This window comes from uncultured Stenotrophomonas sp. (genome assembly GCF_945952405.1).
Taxonomy (GTDB): domain Bacteria; phylum Pseudomonadota; class Gammaproteobacteria; order Xanthomonadales; family Xanthomonadaceae; genus Stenotrophomonas.
In genome coordinates this window covers 421,636-444,617 of record NZ_CAMFIA010000001.1, presented here as the reverse complement: position 1 = coordinate 444,617, position 22,982 = coordinate 421,636, and the positions used below count along the sequence as shown (strand labels likewise).

Annotated in this window: 21 protein-coding genes; 14 read left to right on the top strand and 7 right to left on the bottom strand. The window is 67.4% G+C overall.

The window, feature by feature from the left end; genetic code table 11:
* The first annotated feature begins 49 nt into the window (after window positions 1–49).
* The 8 genes from lpxD (at window position 50) to Q0P60_RS02040 (ending at window position 10,143) form a co-directional block, all read left to right on the top strand.
* Window positions 50–1,072 carry a UDP-3-O-(3-hydroxymyristoyl)glucosamine N-acyltransferase gene (gene lpxD / locus Q0P60_RS02075; protein ID WP_294987726.1) on the top strand — a complete coding sequence of 341 codons (1,023 nt, stop codon included), beginning with the start codon at window positions 50–52 and terminating at the stop codon, window positions 1,070–1,072.
* On the top strand, window positions 1,069–1,527 hold the full coding sequence (gene fabZ / locus Q0P60_RS02070; RefSeq protein WP_294987724.1) for a 3-hydroxyacyl-ACP dehydratase FabZ: 459 nt from the start codon (window positions 1,069–1,071) through the stop codon (window positions 1,525–1,527). The genes lpxD and fabZ overlap by 4 nt, the downstream gene beginning before the upstream one ends.
* A gap of 16 nt (window positions 1,528–1,543) precedes the next feature.
* Window positions 1,544–2,335: an acyl-ACP--UDP-N-acetylglucosamine O-acyltransferase gene (gene lpxA, locus Q0P60_RS02065; RefSeq protein WP_294987722.1), complete on the top strand. Its 792-nt coding sequence runs from the start codon at window positions 1,544–1,546 to the stop codon at window positions 2,333–2,335.
* A complete protein-coding gene (gene lpxB / locus Q0P60_RS02060; protein WP_294987720.1) occupies window positions 2,332–3,591 on the top strand; it encodes a lipid-A-disaccharide synthase in 1,260 nt (419 codons plus the stop codon). Before lpxA ends, lpxB begins: the two co-directional genes overlap by 4 nt.
* A complete protein-coding gene (locus Q0P60_RS02055; protein ID WP_294987718.1) occupies window positions 3,588–4,247 on the top strand; it encodes a ribonuclease HII in 660 nt (219 codons plus the stop codon). Before lpxB ends, Q0P60_RS02055 begins: the two co-directional genes overlap by 4 nt.
* Window positions 4,248–4,545: 298 nt before the next feature.
* Entirely contained in the window at window positions 4,546–8,136 is a 3,591-nt protein-coding gene (dnaE, locus tag Q0P60_RS02050) for a DNA polymerase III subunit alpha (RefSeq protein WP_294987716.1), read from the top strand.
* 64 nt (window positions 8,137–8,200) lie between these two features.
* A complete protein-coding gene (locus Q0P60_RS02045) occupies window positions 8,201–9,070 on the top strand; it encodes a hypothetical protein (RefSeq protein ID WP_294987714.1) in 870 nt (289 codons plus the stop codon).
* A 113-nt stretch (window positions 9,071–9,183) separates the two neighbouring features.
* Window positions 9,184–10,143, top strand: a complete 960-nt coding sequence (locus Q0P60_RS02040; protein WP_294987712.1) for an acetyl-CoA carboxylase carboxyltransferase subunit alpha — start codon at window positions 9,184–9,186, stop codon at window positions 10,141–10,143.
* Window positions 10,144–10,339: 196 nt separating this feature from the next.
* Here the strand turns inward: Q0P60_RS02040 and Q0P60_RS02035 are convergent, their stop codons facing one another.
* On the bottom strand, window positions 10,340–10,795 hold the full coding sequence (locus Q0P60_RS02035) for a CopD family protein (protein WP_294987710.1): 456 nt from the start codon (window positions 10,793–10,795) through the stop codon (window positions 10,340–10,342).
* A gap of 153 nt (window positions 10,796–10,948) precedes the next feature.
* Here Q0P60_RS02035 and Q0P60_RS02030 point away from each other — a divergent pair, with 153 nt between their 5' ends.
* Window positions 10,949–11,539, top strand: a complete 591-nt coding sequence (locus tag Q0P60_RS02030; protein ID WP_294987708.1) for a class I SAM-dependent methyltransferase — start codon at window positions 10,949–10,951, stop codon at window positions 11,537–11,539.
* A 93-nt stretch (window positions 11,540–11,632) separates the two neighbouring features.
* Window positions 11,633–12,940, top strand: coding sequence for a polyhydroxyalkanoate depolymerase (gene phaZ / locus Q0P60_RS02025; protein WP_294987706.1), 1,308 nt, complete (start codon window positions 11,633–11,635; stop codon window positions 12,938–12,940).
* Window positions 12,941–13,049: 109 nt separating this feature from the next.
* Here the strand turns inward: phaZ and Q0P60_RS02020 are convergent, their stop codons facing one another.
* The 3 genes from Q0P60_RS02020 to Q0P60_RS02010 all read right to left on the bottom strand — a co-directional run bounded on the left by Q0P60_RS02020 (window position 13,050) and on the right by Q0P60_RS02010 (window position 15,957).
* The gene (locus tag Q0P60_RS02020; protein ID WP_294987704.1) at window positions 13,050–14,039 is read right to left on the bottom strand and encodes a sensor domain-containing protein; all 990 of its coding nucleotides are present in this window, start codon (window positions 14,037–14,039) and stop codon (window positions 13,050–13,052) included.
* Window positions 14,036–14,401 (bottom strand): PadR family transcriptional regulator, encoded by a 366-nt coding sequence (locus Q0P60_RS02015; protein WP_004150914.1) that lies wholly within the window; start codon window positions 14,399–14,401, stop codon window positions 14,036–14,038. Before Q0P60_RS02015 ends, Q0P60_RS02020 begins: the two co-directional genes overlap by 4 nt.
* A gap of 92 nt (window positions 14,402–14,493) precedes the next feature.
* Window positions 14,494–15,957, bottom strand: coding sequence for a hypothetical protein (locus tag Q0P60_RS02010; RefSeq protein ID WP_294987702.1), 1,464 nt, complete (start codon window positions 15,955–15,957; stop codon window positions 14,494–14,496).
* A 144-nt stretch (window positions 15,958–16,101) separates the two neighbouring features.
* On the opposite strand from Q0P60_RS02010, the gene Q0P60_RS02005 reads away from it, so the two are divergent.
* Window positions 16,102–17,001, top strand: a complete 900-nt coding sequence (locus Q0P60_RS02005; RefSeq protein WP_294987700.1) for a peptidylprolyl isomerase — start codon at window positions 16,102–16,104, stop codon at window positions 16,999–17,001.
* A 507-nt stretch (window positions 17,002–17,508) separates the two neighbouring features.
* Here the strand turns inward: Q0P60_RS02005 and Q0P60_RS02000 are convergent.
* The gene (locus Q0P60_RS02000; protein WP_294987698.1) at window positions 17,509–18,381 is read right to left on the bottom strand and encodes a DMT family transporter; all 873 of its coding nucleotides are present in this window, start codon (window positions 18,379–18,381) and stop codon (window positions 17,509–17,511) included.
* Window positions 18,382–18,496: 115 nt separating this feature from the next.
* On the opposite strand from Q0P60_RS02000, the gene Q0P60_RS01995 reads away from it, so the two are divergent.
* Together Q0P60_RS01995 and Q0P60_RS01990 are read left to right on the top strand one after the other, a co-directional pair.
* Window positions 18,497–19,441 (top strand): LysR substrate-binding domain-containing protein, encoded by a 945-nt coding sequence (locus tag Q0P60_RS01995; RefSeq protein ID WP_294987696.1) that lies wholly within the window; start codon window positions 18,497–18,499, stop codon window positions 19,439–19,441.
* A 69-nt stretch (window positions 19,442–19,510) separates the two neighbouring features.
* Complete coding sequence (locus Q0P60_RS01990) at window positions 19,511–19,804, top strand: hypothetical protein (protein ID WP_107230313.1); 294 nt, start codon at window positions 19,511–19,513, stop codon at window positions 19,802–19,804.
* A 30-nt stretch (window positions 19,805–19,834) separates the two neighbouring features.
* On the opposite strand, the gene Q0P60_RS01985 is transcribed toward Q0P60_RS01990, so the two are convergent.
* Window positions 19,835–20,650, bottom strand: coding sequence for a DUF4349 domain-containing protein (locus tag Q0P60_RS01985; protein ID WP_294987693.1), 816 nt, complete (start codon window positions 20,648–20,650; stop codon window positions 19,835–19,837).
* Window positions 20,647–21,003, bottom strand: coding sequence for a GFA family protein (locus Q0P60_RS01980; protein ID WP_294987691.1), 357 nt, complete (start codon window positions 21,001–21,003; stop codon window positions 20,647–20,649). Before Q0P60_RS01980 ends, Q0P60_RS01985 begins: the two co-directional genes overlap by 4 nt.
* A gap of 112 nt (window positions 21,004–21,115) precedes the next feature.
* Between Q0P60_RS01980 and Q0P60_RS01975 the strand changes: the two genes are divergently transcribed.
* Complete coding sequence (locus tag Q0P60_RS01975) at window positions 21,116–22,924, top strand: DUF885 domain-containing protein (RefSeq protein ID WP_294987689.1); 1,809 nt, start codon at window positions 21,116–21,118, stop codon at window positions 22,922–22,924.
* The last annotated feature ends 58 nt before the right edge of the window (window positions 22,925–22,982 follow it).

The window sequence follows — 22,982 nt, the reverse complement described above, 5'->3', positions numbered from 1 at the left end:
CCCCGCCCCCCCGCATGACCGGAATGGCGCCACACGTTAAACTCCCGCCGTGAATACTCCCACCTACACCGCCCAGCAACTCGCCGAGCAGTTCGGCCTGCAGGTCCATGGCAACCCGGACACCGCCATTCATGGCGTGGCCGCCCTCGTCCATGCCGGTCCTGGCCAGCTGACCTTCCTTGCCAACCCGCGCTACCGCACCCAGCTGGCCGACAGCCAGGCCTCGCTGGTGGTCCTGCGTGCCGATGACGTCGAGGCCGCCCCCGGCGCCGCGCTGGTAAGCAAGGATCCGTACACCACGTTCGCCAAGATCGCCGCGCTGTTCGAGATCGCGCCGACGCGCCCGCCGGGCATCCATCCCAGTGCCGTCATCGATCCCAGTGCCCAGGTCGCGGCCAGCGCCCATATCGGCCCGTTCGTGTCGATCGGCGCGCGCAGCGTGGTCGGCGAGAACTGCATCATCGGCGCCGGCAGCGTGATCGGCGAAGACTGCAGCCTCGACACCGGCTGCGAGCTGATCGCGCGGGTCACCCTGGTCACTCGCGTCAGGCTCGGCAAGCGCGTGCGCGTGCATCCCGGTGCCGTGCTCGGCGCCGATGGCTTCGGCCTGGCGATGGACGCCGGCAAGTGGATCAAGGTGCCGCAGCTCGGTGGCGTGCGCATCGGCGACGATTGCGAGATCGGCGCCAATACCTGCGTTGACCGTGGTGCGCTGGACGACACCGTGCTGGACGAGGATGTGCGCCTGGACAACCTGGTGCAGATCGCACACAACGTGCAGATCGGCGCGCACTCGGCCATCGCCGGCTGCACCGGCATCGCCGGCAGCGCCAGGATCGGCCGCTACTGCCTGCTCGGCGGCCACGTCGGCGTGGTCGGCCACCTCGAGATCTGCGACAAGGTCGTGATCACCGGCAAGTCGGTGGTCCGCAACTCCATCCATGAGCCGGGCGAGTATTCGTCCGGCACCCCGTTGACCGACAACCGCACGTGGCGCAAGAACGCCGCGCGCTTCAAGCAGCTGGACGCATTGGCTCGCCGCGTCCTGGCCGCTGGCAAGGAGAAAGAATGAACGACACGCTGCAGCTTCCTATCGACGTCTGCCATATCCAGGAACTGCTCCCGCACCGTTACCCGTTCCTGCTGGTGGACCGGGTGCTTGAGCTCGACATCGAGGCCAAGCGCATCCTCGCGCAGAAGAACGTCAGCATCAACGAGCCGTTCTTCCAGGGCCATTTCCCGGGCCGCCCGATCATGCCCGGCGTGCTGATCATCGAAGCGCTGGCGCAGGCCGGTGGCGTGATGACCCAGCTCACCCTGGGCCGTGATGCGCAGTCCAAGCTGTTCTACATGGTCAAGGTGGAAAACGCGCGCTTCAACAAGCAGGTCGTCCCCGGCGACGTGCTGATGCTGGACGTGCAGATGAAGCGCCTGATCCGCAACATGGGCTGGTACTACGGCGAAGCCAAGGTCAACGGCGAAGTCGTTGCCTCGGCCGAAGTCATGTGCGCCGGCGCCAAGGGCTGATCCACTGGAGGCAGGAATGACAGACAACGCACCGCGGATCCACCCGACCGCCGTCATCGATCCGGCCGCGCGCCTGGCCGATGACGTCCAGGTGGGCGCCTTCACCCTGATCGGTGCCGATGTGGAAATCGGTGCCGGCACGGTGGTCGGCCCCCATTGCAGCATCCATGGCCCGACCCGGATCGGCCGCGACAACCGCTTCATCGGCCACGCGGCGATCGGCGGCGAGCCGCAGGACAAGAAGTACGCGGGTGAGCGCACCGAACTGGTGATCGGCGACCGCAACGTGTTCCGCGAGTTCGTCACCCTGAATCGCGGCACTGGCGGCGGCGGCGGCGTCACCACCATCGGCAACGACAACTGGATGCTGGCCTACACGCATGTGGCGCACGACTGCCATGTCGGTAACGCCTGCGTGTTCTCCAACAACACCACCCTGGCCGGGCACGTGACCGTGGGCGACTACGTGATCATCAGCGGCTTCGCCGGTGCCCACCAGTTCTGCCGCATCGGCGCGCATGCCTTCCTTGGCATGGGCGCGCTGACCAATGGCGACGTGCCTCCGTTCACCATGGTCGGTACCGATTCGCTGGGCCGCCCGCGCGGCATCAACAGCGAGGGCCTGAAGCGCCGGGGCTTCGATGCCGAGCGCATCTCCGCGATCAAGCGGGCCTACCGCACTCTGTACGTGGCAGGCCTGCCGCTGGCCGAAGCCAAGCAGCAGCTGACCGAACAGGCCCGCGACAGCGACGACGTGAAGGCCATGCTGGACTTCATCGAGCATGCCGAGAGGCCCCTGCTGCGATGAGCAGCAACATCGGCCAGGCGCCGGCCGGCGCCGCCGTCATCCCGCTGGCCTCGATGGCCGGCAGCGTCCCCGCGCAGCGCGTGCTCAGCGAGCGCCCGCTGCGGATCGCGCTGGTGGCCGGCGAGGCCTCCGGCGATCAGCTCGGGGCCGGCCTGATCCGCGAACTGAAGGCACGCTTCCCGAATGCCGAATTCGCCGGCATCGGCGGTGATGCCATGCGCAGCGCCGGCTGCCAGACCTGGCACGATGCCAGCGAACTGGCGGTGATGGGCCTGACCGAAGTGCTGCGCCACCTGCCACGCCTGCTGAAGCTGCGTTCGGCATTCCGCCAGCGTGCGCTGGAATGGCAGCCGGACGTGTTCATCGGCATCGATGCACCCGACTTCAACCTCGGCATCGAGCGCTGGCTGAAGCAGCGTGGTGTACGTACCGTGCACTACGTCAGCCCCTCGGTCTGGGCATGGCGCGAGAAGCGCGCCGAGAAGATCGGCAGCAGTGCCGACCTGGTGCTGTGCCTGTTCCCGATGGAACCACCGATCTACGCCCGGCATGGCATCGACGCGCGTTTTGTCGGCCACCCGATGGCCGATGACATTCCGCTGCAGGGCAATCGCGAGGAAGCGCGTGCCGCACTGGGCCTGCCGACCTCGGCCAAGGTGCTGGCGGTGCTGCCAGGCAGCCGCCTGGGCGAGATCTCGCGCCTGGGCGAACCGTTCTTCGAGGCGGCCTGGCAGGTCTCCGAACGAATTCCCGGCCTGCATGTGGTGGTGCCTGCCGCCAACCCGGCATGCAAGCGCCTGATTGAAGAACAGCTGTCACGATCGGCGCTGCCGGTGGCCTTCTCGCACGTGCTCGACGGCCAGGCACGCACCGCGATGATCGCCGCCGACGTGGTGGTGCTGGCGTCCGGCACCGCGACCCTGGAAGCGATGCTGGTCAAGCGACCGATGGTGGTCGGCTACCGGGTCAACGAACTGACCTACCGCCTGGTCAAGGCGCTGGGCCTGATCAAGGTCGACCGTTACGCCCTGCCCAACATCCTCGCCGGCCAGGACCTGGCGCCGGAACTGATGCAGCACGACTGCACCCCGGACAAGCTGGCCGCGGCGATCCAGCAGTGGTTCGACCACCCGCAGCGGATGACCGACCTGCAGGACATCTACGCCCGCCTGCATGAGCGCCTGCGGCGCAACGCCTCGGCCCGCGCCGCCGACGCGGTTGGCGAGCTGCTGGTGCGCGACCTGGCCCAGGCATGAGCCGCCGTCATGCCGCAGCCGCCAGCCTGGCCCTGTTCGACGGCGCCGCCGTGGTCGAACCGGAACGCCTGGTCGCCGGTGTCGACGAAGCCGGCCGTGGCCCGCTGGCCGGACCGGTGGCGGTGGCGGCAGTGGTGTTCGATCCGTCGCGGCCGCGCATCAACGGCCTGGACGACTCCAAGCAGCTCACCGCCGCACGCCGCGAGCAGCTGCACGACCGCATCATCGAGCGGGCCCTGGCCTGGCATGTCGTGCTGGTGGACGTGGACACCATCGACCGCCTGAACATCTACCAGGCAACCCTGCAGGGCATGCGCGACGTGGTTGCCGCAGTCGCCCATGTGGCCGGTTTCGCCCGCATCGATGGCAACGTGGTCCCCAAGGGCCTGGTGCTGCCAGCGCAGGCGCTGGTCGGCGGTGATGGCATCGACCGCGCGATCATGGCCGCATCGATCCTGGCCAAGGTCTCGCGCGACCGCTACATGCAGGAGGTGCACCTGCGCCATCCGCAGTACGGTTTCGAGCAGCACAAGGGCTATGGCACGCCCGCCCACCTGGCCGCCCTGCGCGAGCACGGTCCCTGCCAGGAACACCGGCGCAGCTTCGCCCCGGTACGTGAATGCCTGGACGCCGCGCAGGCCGTAGCCGTCGGCTGAACCCCGCTTCGCGTACAGCCCCCCGCTGTAGAGCCGAGCCCGCGCTCGGCTCCATGGGCAGCCCCCTGAGTCAGGGGGCGCGCCCCCGGCGCGGGGGTATGGATGCAAGGTAAGACGGGGCCCGCGGTTCGTACGCGAACCGTGGGGAGCGATAGCGCGCATGCGATATCGCATCCCGTCAAGAGCTTGTCGCCTCCCCCCGCCCTCGCTACCCTGACCGGGCACTCCAGCGCTTCCCGACCCCGGCGACGATTCCCCCGTCGGCACCCGGGGCCCGCGCGCTCCAACCTGGTCCGGCATGTCCAACTCCCGCTTCGTACATCTCCACGTCCACACCGAGTTCTCGCTGGCGGACTCCACCATCCGTGTGCCGGCCAAGCCGGACCAGGCGGACCCGAAGAAGGCCAAGCAGGCCAACCTGCTGTCGCGCTCGGTCGAGCTCGGCCTGCCCGCGCTGGCGGTAACCGACCTCAACAACCTGTTTGCCCTGGTCAAGTTCTACAAGGCCGCCGAAGGCGTGGGCATCAAGCCGATCGCCGGTGCCGATGTACTGATCGCCGAGGAAGGCCAGGACCCGTGGCGGATGACCCTGCTGTGCCGCGACCGCGAAGGCTACCTGAGCCTGTCACGGCTGCTGACCCGGGCCTGGATGGAAGGCCACCGCCCGGAAGGCGGCGTGGCCGTGCATCCGGACTGGCTGAAGGCGGGCAATGCCAACCTGTTCGCGCTGGCCGGGCGGCAGAGCCTGGCCGGGCGCCTGGCGCTGGACGGCAAGCACGAACTGGCCGAGCAGCAGCTGGCCGACTGGCAGCGCGTGTTCGGCGATGGCCTGCACCTGGAACTGACCCGTACCGGCCGCGAGGGCGAGGAAACCTTCAACCAGTTCGCGCTGATGGCCGCCGGCCAGCGTGGCCTGCCGGTGGTGGCCAGCAATGACGTGCGCTTCCTGTCGCCGTCGGATTTCAGCGCGCACGAAGCGCGTGTGTGCATTTCCACCGGCCGCGTGCTGGACGACCCCAAGCGCCCGCGTGAATACAGCGACCAGCAGTACCTGAAGTCGGCCGAGGAGATGTGCGCGCTGTTCGCCGACATCCCCGATGCGATCGACAATACGCTGGCCCTGGCCGAGCGCTGCAACATCGAGATGCGGTTGGGTACCTACTTCCTGCCCAACTATCCGGTGCCCGACGACGAGACCCTGGACACCTGGATCCAGAAAATGTCGCGTGATGGCCTGGAAGAGCGCTTGGAGAAGAATCCGCTGGCGCCGGGCAAGACCCGCGAGGAGTACTTCGAGCGCCTGGAATTCGAGCTCAACACCATCATCAAGATGGGCTTCCCCGGCTACTTCCTGATCGTGGCCGACTTCATCCAGTGGGGCAAGAACCAGGGCATTCCGATCGGCCCCGGCCGTGGTTCGGGTGCCGGTTCCCTGGTGGCCTGGGCGCTGAAGATCACCGATCTGGACCCGCTGCCGTACAACCTGCTGTTCGAGCGCTTCCTGAACCCGGAACGCGTGTCGATGCCCGACTTCGACATCGACTTCTGCATGGACCGCCGTGACGAAGTGATCGACTACGTCGCGCGCAAGTACGGGCGCGAACGGGTCAGCCAGATCATCACCTACGGCACCATGGCCGCCAAGGCGGTGGTGCGCGACTCCGGCCGCGTGCTGGGTTTCCCGTACGGCCTGGTCGACGGTGTTTCCAAGCTGATCCCGAACATCCTCGGTATCCACCTGAAGGATGCGCTGGGCAAGGGCAAGGAAGGCCCGGGCTCGGAAATGGCCTCGGCCGAACTGATCCAGCGCTACGAGAGCGAGGACGATGTCCGCGACCTGATCGACCTGGCGCTGCAGCTGGAGGACCTGACCCGCAACGCCGGCAAGCACGCCGGTGGCGTGGTGATCGGCCCCGAGCCGCTGAGCGAGTTCTGCCCGCTGTACGCCGAACACGACGAGAACGGCCTCGGCAAGAACCCGGTCACCCAGTTCGACAAGAACGACGTCGAAGAAGTGGGCCTGGTGAAGTTCGACTTCCTCGGCCTGCGCACGCTGACCATCATCGACTGGGCGGTGAAGGCGATCAACAAGCGCCACGAGCGCGCTGGCATTCCGCCGGTGGACATCGCTGCGATCCCGCTGGACGACACGCCCACCTACAAGGACATCTTCGCCAACGGCAATACCGGTGCGGTGTTCCAGTTCGAATCCTCGGGCATGCGGCGCCTGCTGAAGGACGCCCGGCCCGACCGTTTCGAAGACCTGATCGCGCTGGTATCGCTGTACCGCCCCGGCCCGATGGACCTGATTCCATCCTTCAACGCGCGAAAGCACGGCCAGGAAGAAATCATCTATCCCGATCCGCGCACCGAAGCCATCCTCAAGGACACCTACGGCATCATGGTGTACCAGGAGCAGGTGATGCAGATGGCGCAGATCGTCGGCGGCTACTCGCTGGGCGGCGCCGACCTGCTGCGCCGTGCGATGGGCAAGAAGGTGCCGGCGGAAATGGCCAAGCACCGCGAGATCTTCCGCGAAGGTGCGGCCAAGGACGGCGTGGATGAAGCCAAGGCCGATGCGATCTTCGACCTGATGGAGAAGTTCGCCGGCTACGGTTTCAACAAGTCGCACGCCGCCGCCTACGCGCTGGTCAGCTACCAGACCGCGTGGCTGAAGCGCCATTACCCGGCCGAATTCATGGCGGCCACGCTGTCTTCGGACATGGACAACACCGACAAGGTGGTCGGCTTCCTCGACGAGGTGCGCAACCTCGGCCTGACCGTGCTGCCGCCGAAGGTCAACCAGTCCGCCTTCATGTTCGAAGCGGCGACCCCGGACACCATCCAGTATGGCCTGGGTGCGATCAAGGGCGTCGGCCAGGGCGCATGCGAGGCCGTGGTCGATGAGCGCCTGAAGGGCGGCCCGTACAAGGACCTGCTCGACTTCTGCACCCGCATCGGCTCGGCCAAGCTCAACCGGCGCACGCTGGAAGCGATGATCAACTGCGGCGCGCTGGACGAGCTCGGCCACAACCGCGCCTCGCTGATGCTGCAGCTGCCGGAAGTGATCAAGGCCACCGACCAGATGGCACGCGAGCGCGCCTCCGGCCAGAACTCACTGTTCGGCGGCCCCGACCCGAGCGCGACCAGCATCCAGCTGGACCTGCCCGAAGCCGAGGAATGGCCGCTGCTGCAGCGCCTGAACGGCGAGCGCGACACCCTCGGCTTCTACCTCAGCGGGCATCCGTTCGACCCCTGGCGCGACGACGTGCGCGACCTGGTTGGCAACGACCTCGGCTCGGTCGAGAAGATCTGGAGCGCCAACAGCGGCGGTGGCGGCGGTGGCGAAAAGCGCTGGCGCCCGGAAGTACAGACGGTGCTGGCCGGCCAGGTGGTCGGGGTGCGCCGCAAGGGCGAGAGCCAGATCTTCATCCAGCTCGAGGACGGCCGCGGCCGCGTCGAGTGCAGCGCGTTCTCCGACGCGATGGCCGAGTTCGGCCACCTGATGACCAAGGACCGCATCCTGGTGGTCAAGGGCGGCCTGCGCGAGGATGAATTCAACGGCGGCTTCGCGCTGCGCATCCGCCAGTGCTGGGACTTCGACGAAGTCTGCGCCAACTACGCCACGCGGCTGTCGCTGCGCCTGGACCTGCGCCAGCAGCGCCCGGTCTGGGAACGCATCGATGCCCTGCTCGACCGCCATCGCCCGGGCCGCACCCCGCTGCGCCTGGACGTGCTGCTGAAGGGGCCGCACGGCGGCGTCGCCGGCATGCTTGATGTCTCCGGCCAGAGCGCGGTGCGCATCGATTCGAAACTGATGGAGGCGCTGCGCGCCGACCCGGCGGTGCGCACCTTGAAGGTGCGCTACAGCCCACCGTGGGCCAGCTGAGGCGCCCCCCCCGTTTGCCCTGCCTGCCCTGTTCTCCCGTTCCATGTATCAAGGACGATTGCCGATGAAGACCCTGCTGTTCCCGTTCGCCGCCGCCCTGGCCCTGGCCGCCTGTTCCCCGTCGAAGATCGAGTTCCAGATCGACAACCCGACCGACACGCCGCTGGCGCTGAGCATCGATGGCCAGGAGCTGCCGGTGGCCGCACAGGGCTCGCGCCCGATCGCCCTGGCCGTGGGTGAGCACCGCCTGCACACCGACACGCTCGGCGACGTCCGCTTCATCGTCTACATCGATGGCCGCGGCGGCCTGATCAATCCGACCCTGAGCGAGTACGTGATCGCCCGCGAGGTCTATGTCACCGACGAGAGCAAGCTGAAGAACTTCGGCGTCGGCAACCACGGAATCGAGCTGGGCGGGGTCAACTTCGAAGGCCCGTTCGAGAAGAGCCACGCGCTGTTCATCGACAAGACCTGGACCTACGGCGTGCGCGAACCGTTCCCCAAGGAAAAGGTGGTTGCCCACGTCGATGCCAGCGGCGGCCAGATCGTGGCCAAGGTCTTCACCGCGCCCGACTTCATCAGCTATGTGGAAGACGGCATGGGCGAGCCCGGCGCATTCAAGCGCGAACAGCCGGCCGGCTACGTGCCGCCGGTGTTCAGCCTGGAGCCGGCCCCGGCCAGCCTGCCGGCACTGGTACCGGCCTTCGAGGCGCATGCCGCGCCGCTGCGCGAGGTCTATGCCCGTTGGCTGAAGGCCACCACCGCCGATGAACAGAAGGCGCTGCGCAAGCAGGACTTCGCTGCGCAGATGGCCTTCACCTCGGCCACCGCCACCCTGGGCGCCAACCTGGGCCGGGACGCCAACGAGGCCTACAACGATTTCGTCTCCCAGCGCAGCCAGCTGATGGGCCGCAGCGCCCTGGTGCTGCCCTGAGCTGACTGGCGTGCCCTGCCCGGCTGCGCTACCGTCGCCTTCCAGACGAGGGCGTACGGGTGGTTTGCACGCATTCGGCTAGAATTCCCCCCTTCTTTACACGATGGCTTCCGATGAATCCGAACTACCTCGACTTCGAGCAACCCATCGCCGACCTGGAAGCCAAGATCCAGGAACTGCGCAACGCCAGTGCCGGGCCGGCGGTCAATGTCGAGGCGGAAGTGAACGCGCTGCAGGACAAGCTGCGCATGCGCACCGCGCAGATCTTCCGCAATCTGACCTCGTGGCAGGTGCTGCAGCTGGCGCGTCATCCTTCGCGCCCGTACACCGCCGACTACATCCGCATCATCTGCGATGAATTCCAGGAGCTGGCCGGCGACCGCGCCTTCGCCGACGACAAGGCCATCATGGGTGGCCTGGCCCGTATCAACGGCCGTTCGGTGATGGTGATCGGCCACCAGAAGGGCCGTGACACCAAGGAGAAGATCAAGCGCAACTTCGGCATGCCCAAGCCGGAGGGCTACCGCAAGGCGCTGCGCCTGATGAAGATGGCCGAGCGCTTCGGCCTGCCGGTGCTGACCCTGATCGACACCGCCGGCGCCTGGCCGGGCATCGACGCCGAATCGCGCGGCCAGTCCGAAGCGATCGCGCGCAACCTGATCGAGATGGCCGAACTGAAGGTGCCGATCCTGTGCACGGTGATCGGTGAAGGCGGCTCCGGCGGCGCACTGGCGCTGGGCGTGGGCGACCGCACCGTGATGCTGGAGTACTCGGTGTACTCGACCATCACCCCCGAAGGTTGCGCCTCGATCCTGTGGAAGGACGCCGGCAAGGCCAAGGATGCCGCCGAACAGCTGGGCCTGACCGCACCGCGCCTGAAGAACCTGGGCCTGGTCGACAAGGTGGTGCGCGAGCCCACCGGGGGTGCCCACCGCAACCCGACGCAGATGGCCAAGCGCCTCAAGGCCGTGCTGCTGAACGAACTGGATGCGCTGGAAAAGCTGTCCACCGAGCAGCTGCTGGAGCAGCGCTACACCCGCCTGCGCAGCTACGGCACCTACGAAGCTGCATGAGGGAGTGCCGGCCGCTGGCCGGCAACCGCCGGACGATTGCAGGAACAGGAGAGCCGGGCAGATGCCCGGCTCTTGTCGTTTGTGGCCCGCGTCGCATCCACACATGGCGTGGATCTACTGTAGAGCCGAGCCATGCTCGGCATGCATCTGCGCAAGAGCAGCCGAGCATGGGCTCGGCTCTCCAGGGGGCGGTGGCTCAGAACGGCTTGGCCAGCACCAGCCACACGATCGGAATGAAGGCCAGCAACGGAATCTCGTTGATCCAGCGCAGCGCGCGCGAGGACGGTAGCGACCGGCCCTTGGCCACCCCCTTCAGCAGCCGCCCGATCCAGATGAAATACGCCAGCAGCAGCACCACCAGCCCGAGCTTGGCATGCAGCCAACCGGCGCCGCCGGGCGCGACCATGGTCGGGAAATCCGGAATGACCTTGTAGCCCAGCCACAGCACCAGACCCAGCAGGAAGGCCAGGCCAAACATCGAGTGACCGAAGCGGTACAGGCGCAGGCCCATCAGCTGCAGGCGCTCGGTCACCGCCGGCTGGCCCGCGGTCTCGGCCAGGTTGACCAGGATGCGCGGCAGGTAGAACACCGTCGCCATCCATGCCACCACGAACACGATGTGGAAGGTTTTCACCCAGTAATAGCTCTGCATGCGCTCGCTCCGGCGGCTGGCGTAGGTTGGCCGTCATTCTCGCATGACGTGAACGGGCCACCCCACGCGCCAGCGCCGCGACACATCGACGCATGGCGCGCCGCAACACCGTACGATAGGCACCGCTTTCCCGATCCTGACCGCACGCCGCCCATGGACAAGACCTACGACGCCGCCTATTTCCAGCGCTGGTACCGCCGCGCCGACATCGGCGGCAGCGCCCGCCTGGCACGCAAGGTGGCGTTGGCCGTGGCCAGCGCCGAGTACTACCTGGAGCGACCGATCCGCAGCGTGCTGGATATCGGCTGTGGCGAAGGCGCCTGGCGCGCGCCGCTGTTGAAGCTGCGTCCGAAGGTCGAATACCTCGGCTTCGACAGCAGCGAGTACGCTGTGCGCCGCTACGGCCGCACCCGCAACCTGCACCTGGCCCGCTTCGGCGACTTCGCCTGGCTGCGGCCCTGCGCCCCGGTCGACCTGCTGGTGTGTTCGGACGTGATGCACTACGTGCCCGACCGTGAGCTGCGTGCCGGACTGGCCGGCGTGGCGGAGCTGACCGGCGGCGTGGCCTTCCTGGAGACCTTCGCCGCCGAGGACGCGTTCGAGGGCGACCACGACGGCTTCCAGGCCCGCCCGGCGCGCTGGTACCGGCGCACGCTGGCCCGGCACGGCCTGCAGCCGGTAGGGTCGCATTGCTGGCTCGGCCCCGCCCTGGCAGGCGATACGGCCGCGCTGGAGAGGATGTGAATCCGGATTCACTATTTTCAGCCAACTTAACCTGCGGGACACCCGGATGGGATATGCTGCGCGGCAACATATGACCATACATATTCGGTCGTCATGCTCTATCAACTGCACGAACTGACCCGCAACCTGCTCGCCCCCTGGGTGCATCAGGCCCAGGCCAACGCCAAGTTCTTCGCCAACCCGGGCCACTGGTGGTCGCAGATGCCGGGTGCCGATCGCCTGGCGGCGGTCAACGAGCTGTTCCATCGCATCGGCAAGGATTACGAGAAGCCCGAGTGGGGCATCAGCGAAATCGACGTCGATGGCGAACGCGTGCCGATCGTCGTGCACGAAGAAGTGAACAAGCCGTTCTGCAAGCTGCTGCGCTTCAAGCGCCACAGCAATGAAGCCGACCAGCTGCACACCATGCTCAACCAGCCGTTCGTGCTGGTGGTGGCACCGCTGTCCGGCCACCACGCCACGCTGCTGCGCGACACCGTGCGCACCCTGCTGCGCGACCACCGCGTGTACGTCACCGACTGGGTCGATGCGCGCATGGTGCCGGCCAGCGAAGGCGAGTTCGGCCTGGACGACTACATCGCCTACATCCAGGAGTTCATCCGCCATCTCGGCGTGGAGCGCCTGCACGTGGTCAGCGTCTGCCAGCCGACCGTACCGGTGCTGGCGGCGGTTTCGCTGATGGCCAGCCGTGGCGAGCCCACGCCGCGCACGCTGGTGATGATGGGTGGACCGATCGATGCACGCTGCAGCCCCACCGCAGTGAACAACCTGGCCACGCAGAACCCGCTGTCGTGGTTCGAGAACAACGTCATCCACACGGTGCCGGCCAGCTATCCCGGCGCCGGTCGCCGCGTGTACCCGGGCTTCCTGCAGCACGCCGGGTTCCTGTCGATGAACCCGAGCCGCCACTTCAGCTCGCACTGGGATTTCTACACCGACCTGGTCAAGGGCGACCTGGAAGACGCTGACGCGCACCGCCGTTTCTACGATGAGTACAACGCGGTGCTGGACATGCCGGCCAGGTACTACCTGGATACGATCCGCGTGGTGTTCCAGGACTTCCTGCTGCCGCGTGGCGAGTGGTGGGTCAATGGCGAGAAGGTCGACCCGTCGGCGATCCGCGATACCGCACTGCTGAGCATCGAAGGCGAGCTGGACGACATCGCCGGCCTCGGCCAGACCGAAGCGGCGCAGGCGCTGTGCACCGGCATCGGCGCCGACCGCCGCGAGCATTTCATCGTGGAGGGTGCCGGTCACTACGGCATCTTCAGCGGCCGCCGCTGGCGCGAAGTGGTGTACCCGAAGGTGCGCGATTTCTTCGCCGCGCATGCCGAAGCACCGGCGGCGAAGGCCACGAAGAAGAAGAGCAACGTCACTCCGCTGCGGCGCAAGGCGGGGTAACGCCTTGCCGGGGTCGGATCCCTTTCCCGCGGAAAGGGCTCTGACCCCAGCACGAGCGGATCCTGGGTCAGAGCCCTGTTCTGCGAACAGGGATCCGACCCCTTCCCGCTTACAACCGCACCAGCAGGTTCTTGGCGATCAGTCCATGCAGCTTGCCGATGCCGCGTGCCAGGTGCAGGGTCAGGATCAGCAGCAGCGCTCCCAGCGCGGCCACCGCGATCGCCACCAGCGGCGAGGCCGCCATCGGCAACACGTTCACGCCGTCGACATAGACGCCCGGAATGTCGCCACTGAAGATCGCCGCCACCGGTGCCCAGATCAACCCCAGCGACAGCGACAGCAGGGTCACCGCGATCGTGAAATAGACGATGCCCAGCGGCAGCATCAACACGAAGTACAGCAGGGTCAGCCAGGTGCGGCCATCGGTGAACATGTCGCCGATCCGCTGCAGCCAGGTACGGTTGCGATCGGTGTAGCGGGGCCGGCGCGGCATGCGCTCGCCCAGCAGCGCTTCCACCAGCCGCCCTTCCAGCAACGCCAGCCCGCGCACCGAGCCGAAGAACAGCACGGTCAGCGGAATGCCGATGATCACGATCAGCAAACCCAGCGACAGCGACAGGCCGGTCACCACCCAGCTGAAGAAGAACACACCGGTGGCCAGCGACAGCAGCATGTAGAACAACGCGCCGTAGGTATGCGGATCGGCCACCACGCCGAAGAAGCGCGCCAGCAGCGAACGCGGTACCGGTGCCGGCGGCGGTGCGGCCGGTTCGACACCGCTGGCTTCCGCCGCCGCACGCAGCACCGGCGCGGTATCCGCGCGCGGCGTGCGCAGCGCGCGGTTCACCGTCACTTCGGTTTCGCGGTAGATCTCGGCCACCTCGTCCGGGGCGCCGTAGCTGCCGGCGACGTCGGCAATCACCTCGGCTTCGCTGCGGCCCGGCTGCGCCGCCAGCTCCGAGCGCAGGTATTCCTCGGCGTCGTACAGCGCGTCCTGCACCATCGCCGGGTCGGCACCGTCCAGCGCCGCGCGCAGCTGCGCCAGGTACTGCGGAATGGTGGTCGGCAGGGCACGGCCTGCCAGGCTCGGGTCGTTCATTGCGGTACCCCCTCCAACACGGAATCGACGGAATCGCGGGTGGCCTGCCAGGCCTGGCGCCATTGCGCCAGCACCTCGCGGCCGCGTTCATTGATGCGGTAGTAGCGCCGAGGCGGCCCACTGCTGGACGGCTCCACGTGGCTTTCCAGCAGCCCCGCGCCCTCCAGGTTGCGCAGTACCGGGTACAGCGCGCTCTGCTTGCCGCTCAGCACGCCCTCGCCCACGCGCTCCAGCTCCTTGGCGATCAGGTAGCCGTACAGCGGCTCTCCGGCCCGGGCCAGCACCGCCAGCAGGGCCAGCGACACGGTTCCGGCGCTCAGCTCCTTCTGGAACTTCTTCAGGTGGACGTCGTCCTCGGACATGACCAGCCCTCCACTACGTTGAAGTCCACAGTAGTGCGAACTTCGGTATAGCGAATGTGTCGTTAGTCATCGTGACGGTCGGGGTCGCCTGTTCAGGTCTTGCGCAGGAGGGCGAGTACCTGGGTCGCCGCCGGGAGCGGCAAGTGATGCCGGCCTTGCTCAAGCGTGTCCAGCAGCGACTGCCGCCGCGAGGTGAACAGGGGCACGTAACCCAGGCTGGCCTGGAGCCAGTTGTCAGCCAGACGCTGCAGCCAGGCCCGCTCATCCGCCCCCTGCGGTACCGCAGCGAGCAGCAGCTCCAGGTGCTGCCAGCGCGGCAGTACCGGCAGCAGCCTGAGCAAACCGGCCTGCGCCACCGGCGACGGGCCGTCGTGGCAGAACGACATCAAACGCTCGGCATCCAGCTCGCCGGCCCAATGCGGCCGCGCGGTTGCGAGCAGCCGGTCCAACGCGTGCCCCTGCGATTCCAGCGCCACACGCAGCAGCGCCAGACTCGCGCCGCCCTCGCCACGCATCCAGCCGCGCACGCAGTTGCGCTGATGCCGCGCGCTCACCTCGGCATGCAATGTCCGCAGGCCCGCCACGTCTTCCGCTTCGGCGTGGTCTGCGAGCGCTTCAAGTGCCTGGCGCCACCGACCCGGCGCGCGTTGCGCCAACGCCGTGCGCCACAGTTCAATGGCTGGCGTGGCCTGGCGCTGCCGCAGCAGATAGGCGGCCAGGCGACGAACGGCGCGTGCGCGGTCGAAGGCGGCATTCTCTATCAATGCGCCGACATCGCCCGGCTCCCGTGCCACCAGCGCGCGCAGGGCCATCGTACGCACCCGCCCGGAGCATGCGGTCAGTGCCAACCTGCACTGTGCCTCCACATCGGCGTCATCGCCTCGTTCCACAAGAGACTGGAAGCCGATGCGCGCGATGCGTGGATCGCTGTCCCGCAACGCACGCGCGCGGATCTCCACGCGATCGGGGTGGGTCGCCAACGCGACTTCATATGCACCCAGGCGCAGGCGCGCGTCATCATGGTCCAGCATGGCATCCAGAATCCCCTGCTGTGCAGGTGCTGACAGCCATCCGCAGAACGTGTCCCTGAGCCACTGCGCATCGACACGCTTCGCATTGCCCAGTCGCACTACCAATGGCCAGGCGGCCAGCACCTCTGCGCTGCTGCAGCGTGGCAGCAATGATTCCGCCACACGCTGGGCCACAAGGCGCACCCGTGCGACCCAGTCATTGCAGCGAAGCAAGGCACTGACCAGCGTCAGATAGCCTGGCAAGGCCGGCATCCGCTCAAGGGCCCATTCGCGGTTATGACCATTTCCGTCTGCACCGGCAAAGAACAACGCCGCCCTCTGCACAGCCTCCGGCAATTGCCCACTGCCGCCCAGGCAGTCCAGCAGCTCATTCTGCGCAGGCGCCTGCCAGCTGCGCTTGTAGGCATCGAGGTCGACAAGGACAGCGATGCCCTGCGCATGCATCCAGCGCACACCGTTCTCACCAGGATGAAGACGACCGGTGAGATGCTTGTCGATCATCGATCGCAGCGTGGCTTCGGCCATCCGGGAATCCAGCGTCGGCATTTCATGCTTCCCAGCAAAGGGCCCCATCCTGCCCCACGCCCATGGCCTTCGCCAACCGTCCGGATTGGCGCTGCAGCGAAGACTCGCGCAGAATCGAAGCCTTGTTCATGTTCCGGGGATCCCATGCCGCACCGCCGCCTTGCCCTGACCACCCTCGCCCTGGCCTGCCTGCTGCCCGCGCTGGCCAGCGCAGCCTCGCCCTACCGCAACCCGCAGCAGATCCTCGACGCTGCGCCGAGCAGCGACTGGCGCACCCCGGACCCGGCCAACCTGCTGTACATGGACCTGCCGGCCGGCCGGGTGATCATCGAGCTGGCGCCGCAGTTTGCCCCGCGCCATGTCGCCAACATCCGCACCTTCGCCCACGAACACTTCTGGGACGGCACCAGCATCTACCGCTCGCAGGACAATTTCGTGGTGCAGTTCGGCGATGCCGACGCCGATGACGCGGCCAAAGCCAAACCGTTCGGCAGCGCCGAGCGCAAGCTGCCGGCCGAGTTCGAACGCGCCAGCACCGGACTGAAGGTGAGCGTGCTGCCGGACCGCGATGGCTGGGCGGCGCAGACCGGATTCGTCGACGGTTTCCCGGTCGGCCAGGACCCGCAGGCCGGCAAGGCCTGGCTGGCGCATTGCTACGGCATGCTCGGTGCCGGTCGCAGCAACGAGGAAGACAGCAGCATCGGCGCCGAGCTGTACGTGGTGACCGGTCAGTCGCCGCGCCAGCTGGACCGCAACATCACCCTGGTCGGTCGCGTGTTGAAGGGCATGGAACTGCTCAGTGCGATCCCGCGCGGCCCGGCGCCGATGGGCTTCTACACCGACCCGAAGCTGCGCACCCCGATCGTGTCGATCCGCCGGGCCAGCGACGTGCCCGCCGCCGAACGCACGCCGATCCAGGTGCTGCGCACCGATTCGAAGACCTTTGCCGAGACGGTGGAGGCGCGCCGCAATCGCGTGGATGATTTCTACAAGCGCCCGGCGGGTCATATCGACCTGTGCAATATTCCGGTGCCGGTGCGGTGATGGTTTCCGCACGTTACGCGTGCTGAAGGCGCTTCACCCTTCATGGGCGTTACTTTTCTTTGTACGCAAAGAAAAGTAACCAAAAGAAACGTTCCGCCAGCCGCGAGCCGATGCTGCGCATCGGTGCCCTGTGCTCCTCGGCTCGCTCAAGGCGGACTGGAAGGTCAAGATCAACCGCAAAGGCATCCACGCATGGCGTGGATCTACTGGGTGCAGCTGTGGCCTTTGATCTGGGTCCGCCTTGAGCGAGCCGAGCATCGCAGGGGAATCAGGGGCGAAGAGGTGCCGATGTCCTGTAGAGCCGACTGCTAGTCGGCTGACTTCTGTGCACCGTCCCCTGATTCACCGAGAAGCGCAGGGGACCGACATGCGAAGCACGGCGGCTCGCGACCTGGCGGCGCGTTTCTCTGGTTGCCTTCTTTGCACAAGCAAAGAAAGCGACACCTCTCCGCAGGCGTGGAAAAGACCTGCCGGGCAGCGCCCGGCACTACCAGCGCTTCGGCGCGCTCAACCCTTCTGGCTCACCGCCACGCTGCCCAGGATCAATGCGCCGGCAATCAGCATCTGCAGCGTCACCGGTTCGCCCAGGAACAACCACGCGAAGGCCGCACCGAACAACGGGATCAGGTAGGTCACCGTGGATGCACGCGACGGGCCGATACGCCCGATCAGGCGGTAGAACATCAGGAACGCCAGGCCGGTACAGGCCACACCCAGGGCAATCGCCGCGCCCCAGGCCTTGGCCGGAATCGCCGCCTGCGGCCAGTGGCTGACCGCCATCGGCAGCATCCACAGCGAAGCGCAGGACAGCGTCGCCGCAGCCGCGGCAGCCGATGGCAGGCCGGTCATATGCCGCTTCACCAGGTTCACGCCCAGCCCGTACAGCAGCGAAGCGGCCGCACCGGCCAGCACCGCGGTGCCGATGCTCAGGCCCGAGACCTTGGCCGTGGCCAGCACCACCACGCCGGCGAAGCCGACCAGCAATGCACCGGCACGGCGCATGCCGATCTTCTCGCCGAAGAACAGGAAGGCGATCAGCGCGGCGAACAGCACGGTCATCGCATTGCAGATGGCACCGATCGCGGCCGGCGCCTGCTCGGCCGCATAGGCGAACAGCACGAACGGCAGCGCCGAGTTGATCAGGCCGATCGGCGCCAGCCAGAGCCAGCGCCGCGGCGGGAACTGCGCCCGCGCGCGCCACAGGAACGGCAGCAGCACCAGTGCGCCCAGCAGCAGCCGCACCTCGACCAGCGCGAAGGGGCCGAACGACGGCACCGCCACCCGCATGAACAGGAACGAGCAACCCCAGATGGCGCCCAGCAGGGTCAGTTCCAGCGGCGTGCGCCAGTCGCGCTCGGCCACCTGTGGGACCGCATTCATGCCCTGCCTCCGTCCATCATCGAATCCTCGCCAAGGCAGAAAGGATCAGGCCAGGACGCCCGCCGCACAAGCGCGTAGTATCACGGCCAGCCACAAATATGGTTTGAGGCTGGACATGCAGCTACGCCCCTCCCTGCTCCCTGCGCTGGCCGTGTTCGCGGTGGCCGCGCGCCACCAGAACTTCGCCCAGGCCGCGCAGGAACTGCACCTGACCGCCAGCGCGGTCAGCCATCACGTGCGCCGCCTGGAGGACGTGCTGGAGACCCGGCTGTTCCTGCGCCATGCGCGCGGCGTGCGCCTGACCGCCGAGGGCCGGCAGCTGGCCGATGCGGCCAGCGCAGCCTTCACCGATGTCGCCGCCGTGGCCCACCACCTGCACCCGGATGCAGACAGCGTGCCGCTACGCATCACCACGCTGCGCTCGCTCTCGTACTGCTGGCTGCTGCCACGCCTGCCGCGCTTCACCCAGGCCTACCCGCACATCCGCATCGAACTGCACACCGGCAGCGGACTGGACCGCTACGACGACAGCGGACCGGAAGTCGGCATCCGCTATGGCCTGGGCCAATGGCCGGGCCTGCGCGCGCAGCACCTGATGGATGACTTCCTGTTCCCGGTGGCGTCGCCTGCACTGGCCGGCGTCGAATCGCTGGTCGATCCGGCGCGCATCGCCGAGCTGCCGTTGCTGACCGATCTGTCGCCGCAGGGCTGGCGTGACTGGTTCCGCCACGCCGGCGTGCGGCCACCGTCGCCGCTGCCGCCGATGCACACTTTCGCCGACAGCACCGATGCGATGCGCGCGGCGGTGTACGGCATGGGCGCGGTCCTGGCACGCACCCACATCGCGCAGCCCTACCTGCAACGCTACGAGGTGATCCGCCTGCCCGGCCCGGCGCTGAAGGCGCGCTACGCCTATCACGTCGTGCATGCCGAAGGTCAGCCGCCCAGCCATGCTGCACGCCTGTTCATCGACTGGTTGCTGGAGCAGGCGCAGGACGAGCGCACGCCGATTCCCGCGCTGCCGGAGAGCCTGCTCGGACGCCCGGCCACGCGCGACTGACCGCACCCTCACCCGTTCTTTGCTTCGCGCTGGCTAGGCTGCAGGCGAACCCTTCCACGTGCCCCAGACATGAGCCTGCTGCGACTGCGCATCACCGGAACCGAAGACGACGCCCGTGCCATCAGTGACCTGCTGCTCGGCCTGGAAGGCATCGAGCATGTCGAGGAGACCGACGACCTGATGCCGCACATGGATGACGACGACTCCAGCTCCGCCGGGCTGTCCGATGACATCGGCCCGGGCATTCACGAACTGGAAGTGGAAGTCGGCAACGAAAGCACCGCGCAGAAGGTGCGCGATGCGGTGCAGGAACTGGCACTGGAGCTGGACGTGTTCGTCGAGTACGAGACCGACGAGGGCTGATGCCGGCCCGGGCCGGCACCGGCCTTGCCATCAGGGGTTCGGCGGCAGCCTGCGACGGCGACGACGCCACAGCGCACGCACGCCCCAGGCCACGATCACGGCCAACACGCCCACCGGCAGCAACGCCGCGGCGGCACGGATCAGGAACGCGATGCTGGTGCTGAGGATGCTGCCCGACTCGCTCAGCGCCTCACCGATCTCGCTGCGGCTGCGCTGCCCGGAGGTGGTGTCGAAGTGGATCGTCAGCAACTGGGTGTCGATGCGCCGGCGCTGTTGTGCGGCCTCCTTGCTGGCCTGCTCGACGCCAGCCTCGATTTCCGACAGGCGCGTGGTGATCGCCATCAGGTCCTCGATCTTCAGGTCCTTGCGGTCCTGGTAGGACAGCAGCCGGGCATGCTCCTTCTCCAGCCGTGCCCTGGTCAGCGCGGTGTCGGCCACCTGCTGCGCCAGGTCCTCGGCGCGGGTGTTGCGTGACTGCAGCGTGCCGCCTGCGCCGGCCATCGCGATCAATGGCTCGGTGCCCTTCGGCGCGATGCGTACCTTGACCTCGCCACTGGGCTGATCGCCGCTGCTGCGCTGATCGACCTGCAGCACGGCACAGTCGCCGAACTTCGCGCTCTGGCAGGCCTGTGCAACCTGCTGGATGCGAGGTGCGATCTGCGCTGCTTCCAGCTGCACCTGCACGTCGTGCTCGTAGGCCAGGAACGCCCCCTCCGGCGAGGCCACCGCCGCTTCGGCGCTGCCCCCCGCATCGGCCGCACTGTCACCGTGCCTGGCGCAGGCCGCCAGCGCCAGCAGCAACACCGGCAGCGCCGCCGCGCGGGTCCACCTGGGCAGCGGCCTCACAGCGCCGCCCCGTCATAGGACATCACCGCCAGCGTGGCCAGGTCCACCTGCGGTACGCAGCGCACGTTCACCGCCACCATCGGCGTGCCGGTACGCGGATCCACCGCTTCGCTGTAGGGTGCCACCCCGCATTCGCGGCAGTGGTGGTGATCGATATGGCCCTTGTTGAAGTGGTAGGTGGCCACGTCCGCCGGATCGGTGGCCAGCTGGAACGCCTCGCGCGGGGCGAACCACAGCAGGCTGCCGCGACGGCGGCACATCGAGCAGTTGCAGTCGATGACGTCGCTGATCGGTGCTTCGGCCTCTACGCTGAATGCGATCCTGCCGCAATGGCAGCTTCCCTGGTATTGCATGTCCTGCGCTCCGCTGGAGGGTCCTTGTCGCCGCCCATGGTAATCCTATGGCACGGGGACAAAGCAGCCACAGGGCCCTATGCTCGGGGTTTGACCCTGTACAGGAACGCCGATGCGCCCGCATCTTCTTGCCCTCGCCCTGGTCGCCGCCCTGGCCGGTTGCCAGCCGGCCGACGCCCCGACCAACGCTTCCACCCCGGCCACCCGCCAGCAGGCCGGTGACGCGGCGGTCGATGCCGCCTTTGCCGATCTGTCCAAGCGCGCCCTGGATACCTGGATGCAGCTGTCGCCGGTCAGCGCCACCCAGATCGGCGACCACCGCTACGACAGCGAGCTCGACGACCTCAGCGCCGCCGGCCAGCAGAAGACCGTGGCCGCCTACAAGGCGCTGCTGGGCGAGCTGGACAAGATCGAGGTGGCCAAGCTGGGCCGCGAGAACCAGGTGGATGCGGCGATCCTGCGCAACCAGCTGCAATCGGAGATCTGGAATGCCGAAGTGCTGCAGTCCGGCAAGTGGGACCCGCAGCTGTACAACGGCATCGCCGGCAGTGCCATCTACGGCCTGATGGCGCGTGAGTTCGCGCCGCTGCCGGACCGCCTGAAGTCGGCCACCGCGCGCATGGAGAAGCTGCCGGCGATCTTCGCCCAGGCCCGCGAGAACCTGGATCCGGCACGCGTGCCGAAGATCCATGCCGAGACGGTGGCCAAGCAGAACAAGGGCATCCTCAGCATCGTCGATACCTTCATCACCCCGCACATCGGTGAGCTGCCGCAGGCCGACCAGCAGCGCCTGCAGGCTGCCATCGACGGCCTGAAGAAGGCGGTGGACGAGCAGCAGACCTGGCTGGACAAGACCCTGGTGCCGAACGCCAAGGGCGACTTCCGTATCGGCGCGGAAAAATACGACCAGAAGCTGAAGTTCGCACTCAGCTCCTCGCTGTCGCGCCAGGAGATCGGCGAGCGTGCGCGTGCCGAACTCAAGCGCGTGCGCCAGGACATGTACGGCATCGCGCAGACCGTGCTGAAGGACAAGCCGGGCGCGCCGGAAATGCCGGCCCAGCCGACCGACGAGCAGCAGCAGAAGGCGATCGAGGCCGCGCTGGAACTGGCCTACGCCGACAAGCCGGCGCGCGACAAGGTGGTTGACGATGCCAAGGCCGCGCTGGAGCAGTCCACCGCATTCGTGCGCGAGCACGACCTGGTGACCCTGCCCGACGCGCCGGTGGACATCATCCTGATGCCGGAGTTCCAGCGTGGCGTGGCGGTGGCCTACTGCGATTCGCCGGGCCCGCTCGACAAGAACCTGAAGACCTTCTACGCCGTGTCGCCGATTCCGGACGACTGGAGCGAGAAGCAGGTCGATTCGTTCCTGCGTGAATACAACTCGCGCATGATCCACCTGCTGAGCATCCACGAGGGTACGCCGGGCCACTACCTGGAAGGCTGGCACTCGGCCAAGTTCCCGTCCACCCTGCGTGCGGTGCTGCGTTCGGGCCTGTTCGCCGAAGGCTGGGCGGTCTATACCGAGCGCATGATGCAGGAGCAGGGTTACCTCAACAACGACCCGCTGTTCCATCTGGTGCAGCTGAAGTTCTACCTGCGCACCATCTCCAACGCGATCCTCGACCAGGGCGTGCACGTGGACAACTGGGATCGCGAAAAGGCGATGCACCTGATGACCCACGACGCCTTCCAGCAGGAAAGCGAAGCCGCAGGCAAGTGGGTGCGCGCACAGCTGACCTCGGCGCAGCTGCCGACCTACTTCGTCGGCGCGCAGGAGCACTTCGACACCCGCAAGGCCGTGCAGGAAAAGCTGGGCGACAAGTTCAACCTGAAGGCCTACCACGACCAGGTGCTGTCCTACGGCGCGCCGCCGGTGCGCTTCGCACGCCAGCTGATGCTGGACCAGCCGATCGAATGATCGGGCAGGCATGAAGTGCCGCAGAACGGCCCGGGCAGACCCGGGCCGTTCTGTTTTC

Coding starts and splice junctions, on each gene's coding strand:
- fabZ (WP_294987724.1), top strand. CDS start 1,069: ATGAACGACACGCTGCAGCTTCCTATCGACGTCTGCCATATCCAGGAA.
- lpxA (WP_294987722.1), top strand. CDS start 1,544: ATGACAGACAACGCACCGCGGATCCACCCGACCGCCGTCATCGATCCG.
- lpxB (WP_294987720.1), top strand. CDS start 2,332: ATGAGCAGCAACATCGGCCAGGCGCCGGCCGGCGCCGCCGTCATCCCG.
- Q0P60_RS02055 (WP_294987718.1), top strand. CDS start 3,588: ATGAGCCGCCGTCATGCCGCAGCCGCCAGCCTGGCCCTGTTCGACGGC.
- dnaE (WP_294987716.1), top strand. CDS start 4,546: ATGTCCAACTCCCGCTTCGTACATCTCCACGTCCACACCGAGTTCTCG.
- Q0P60_RS02045 (WP_294987714.1), top strand. CDS start 8,201: ATGAAGACCCTGCTGTTCCCGTTCGCCGCCGCCCTGGCCCTGGCCGCC.
- Q0P60_RS02040 (WP_294987712.1), top strand. CDS start 9,184: ATGAATCCGAACTACCTCGACTTCGAGCAACCCATCGCCGACCTGGAA.
- Q0P60_RS02035 (WP_294987710.1), bottom strand. CDS start 10,795: ATGCAGAGCTATTACTGGGTGAAAACCTTCCACATCGTGTTCGTGGTG.
- Q0P60_RS02030 (WP_294987708.1), top strand. CDS start 10,949: ATGGACAAGACCTACGACGCCGCCTATTTCCAGCGCTGGTACCGCCGC.
- phaZ (WP_294987706.1), top strand. CDS start 11,633: ATGCTCTATCAACTGCACGAACTGACCCGCAACCTGCTCGCCCCCTGG.
- Q0P60_RS02020 (WP_294987704.1), bottom strand. CDS start 14,039: ATGAACGACCCGAGCCTGGCAGGCCGTGCCCTGCCGACCACCATTCCG.
- Q0P60_RS02015 (WP_004150914.1), bottom strand. CDS start 14,401: ATGTCCGAGGACGACGTCCACCTGAAGAAGTTCCAGAAGGAGCTGAGC.
- Q0P60_RS02010 (WP_294987702.1), bottom strand. CDS start 15,957: ATGGCCGAAGCCACGCTGCGATCGATGATCGACAAGCATCTCACCGGT.
- Q0P60_RS02005 (WP_294987700.1), top strand. CDS start 16,102: ATGCCGCACCGCCGCCTTGCCCTGACCACCCTCGCCCTGGCCTGCCTG.
- Q0P60_RS02000 (WP_294987698.1), bottom strand. CDS start 18,381: ATGAATGCGGTCCCACAGGTGGCCGAGCGCGACTGGCGCACGCCGCTG.
- Q0P60_RS01995 (WP_294987696.1), top strand. CDS start 18,497: ATGCAGCTACGCCCCTCCCTGCTCCCTGCGCTGGCCGTGTTCGCGGTG.
- Q0P60_RS01990 (WP_107230313.1), top strand. CDS start 19,511: ATGAGCCTGCTGCGACTGCGCATCACCGGAACCGAAGACGACGCCCGT.
- Q0P60_RS01980 (WP_294987691.1), bottom strand. CDS start 21,003: ATGCAATACCAGGGAAGCTGCCATTGCGGCAGGATCGCATTCAGCGTA.
- Q0P60_RS01975 (WP_294987689.1), top strand. CDS start 21,116: ATGCGCCCGCATCTTCTTGCCCTCGCCCTGGTCGCCGCCCTGGCCGGT.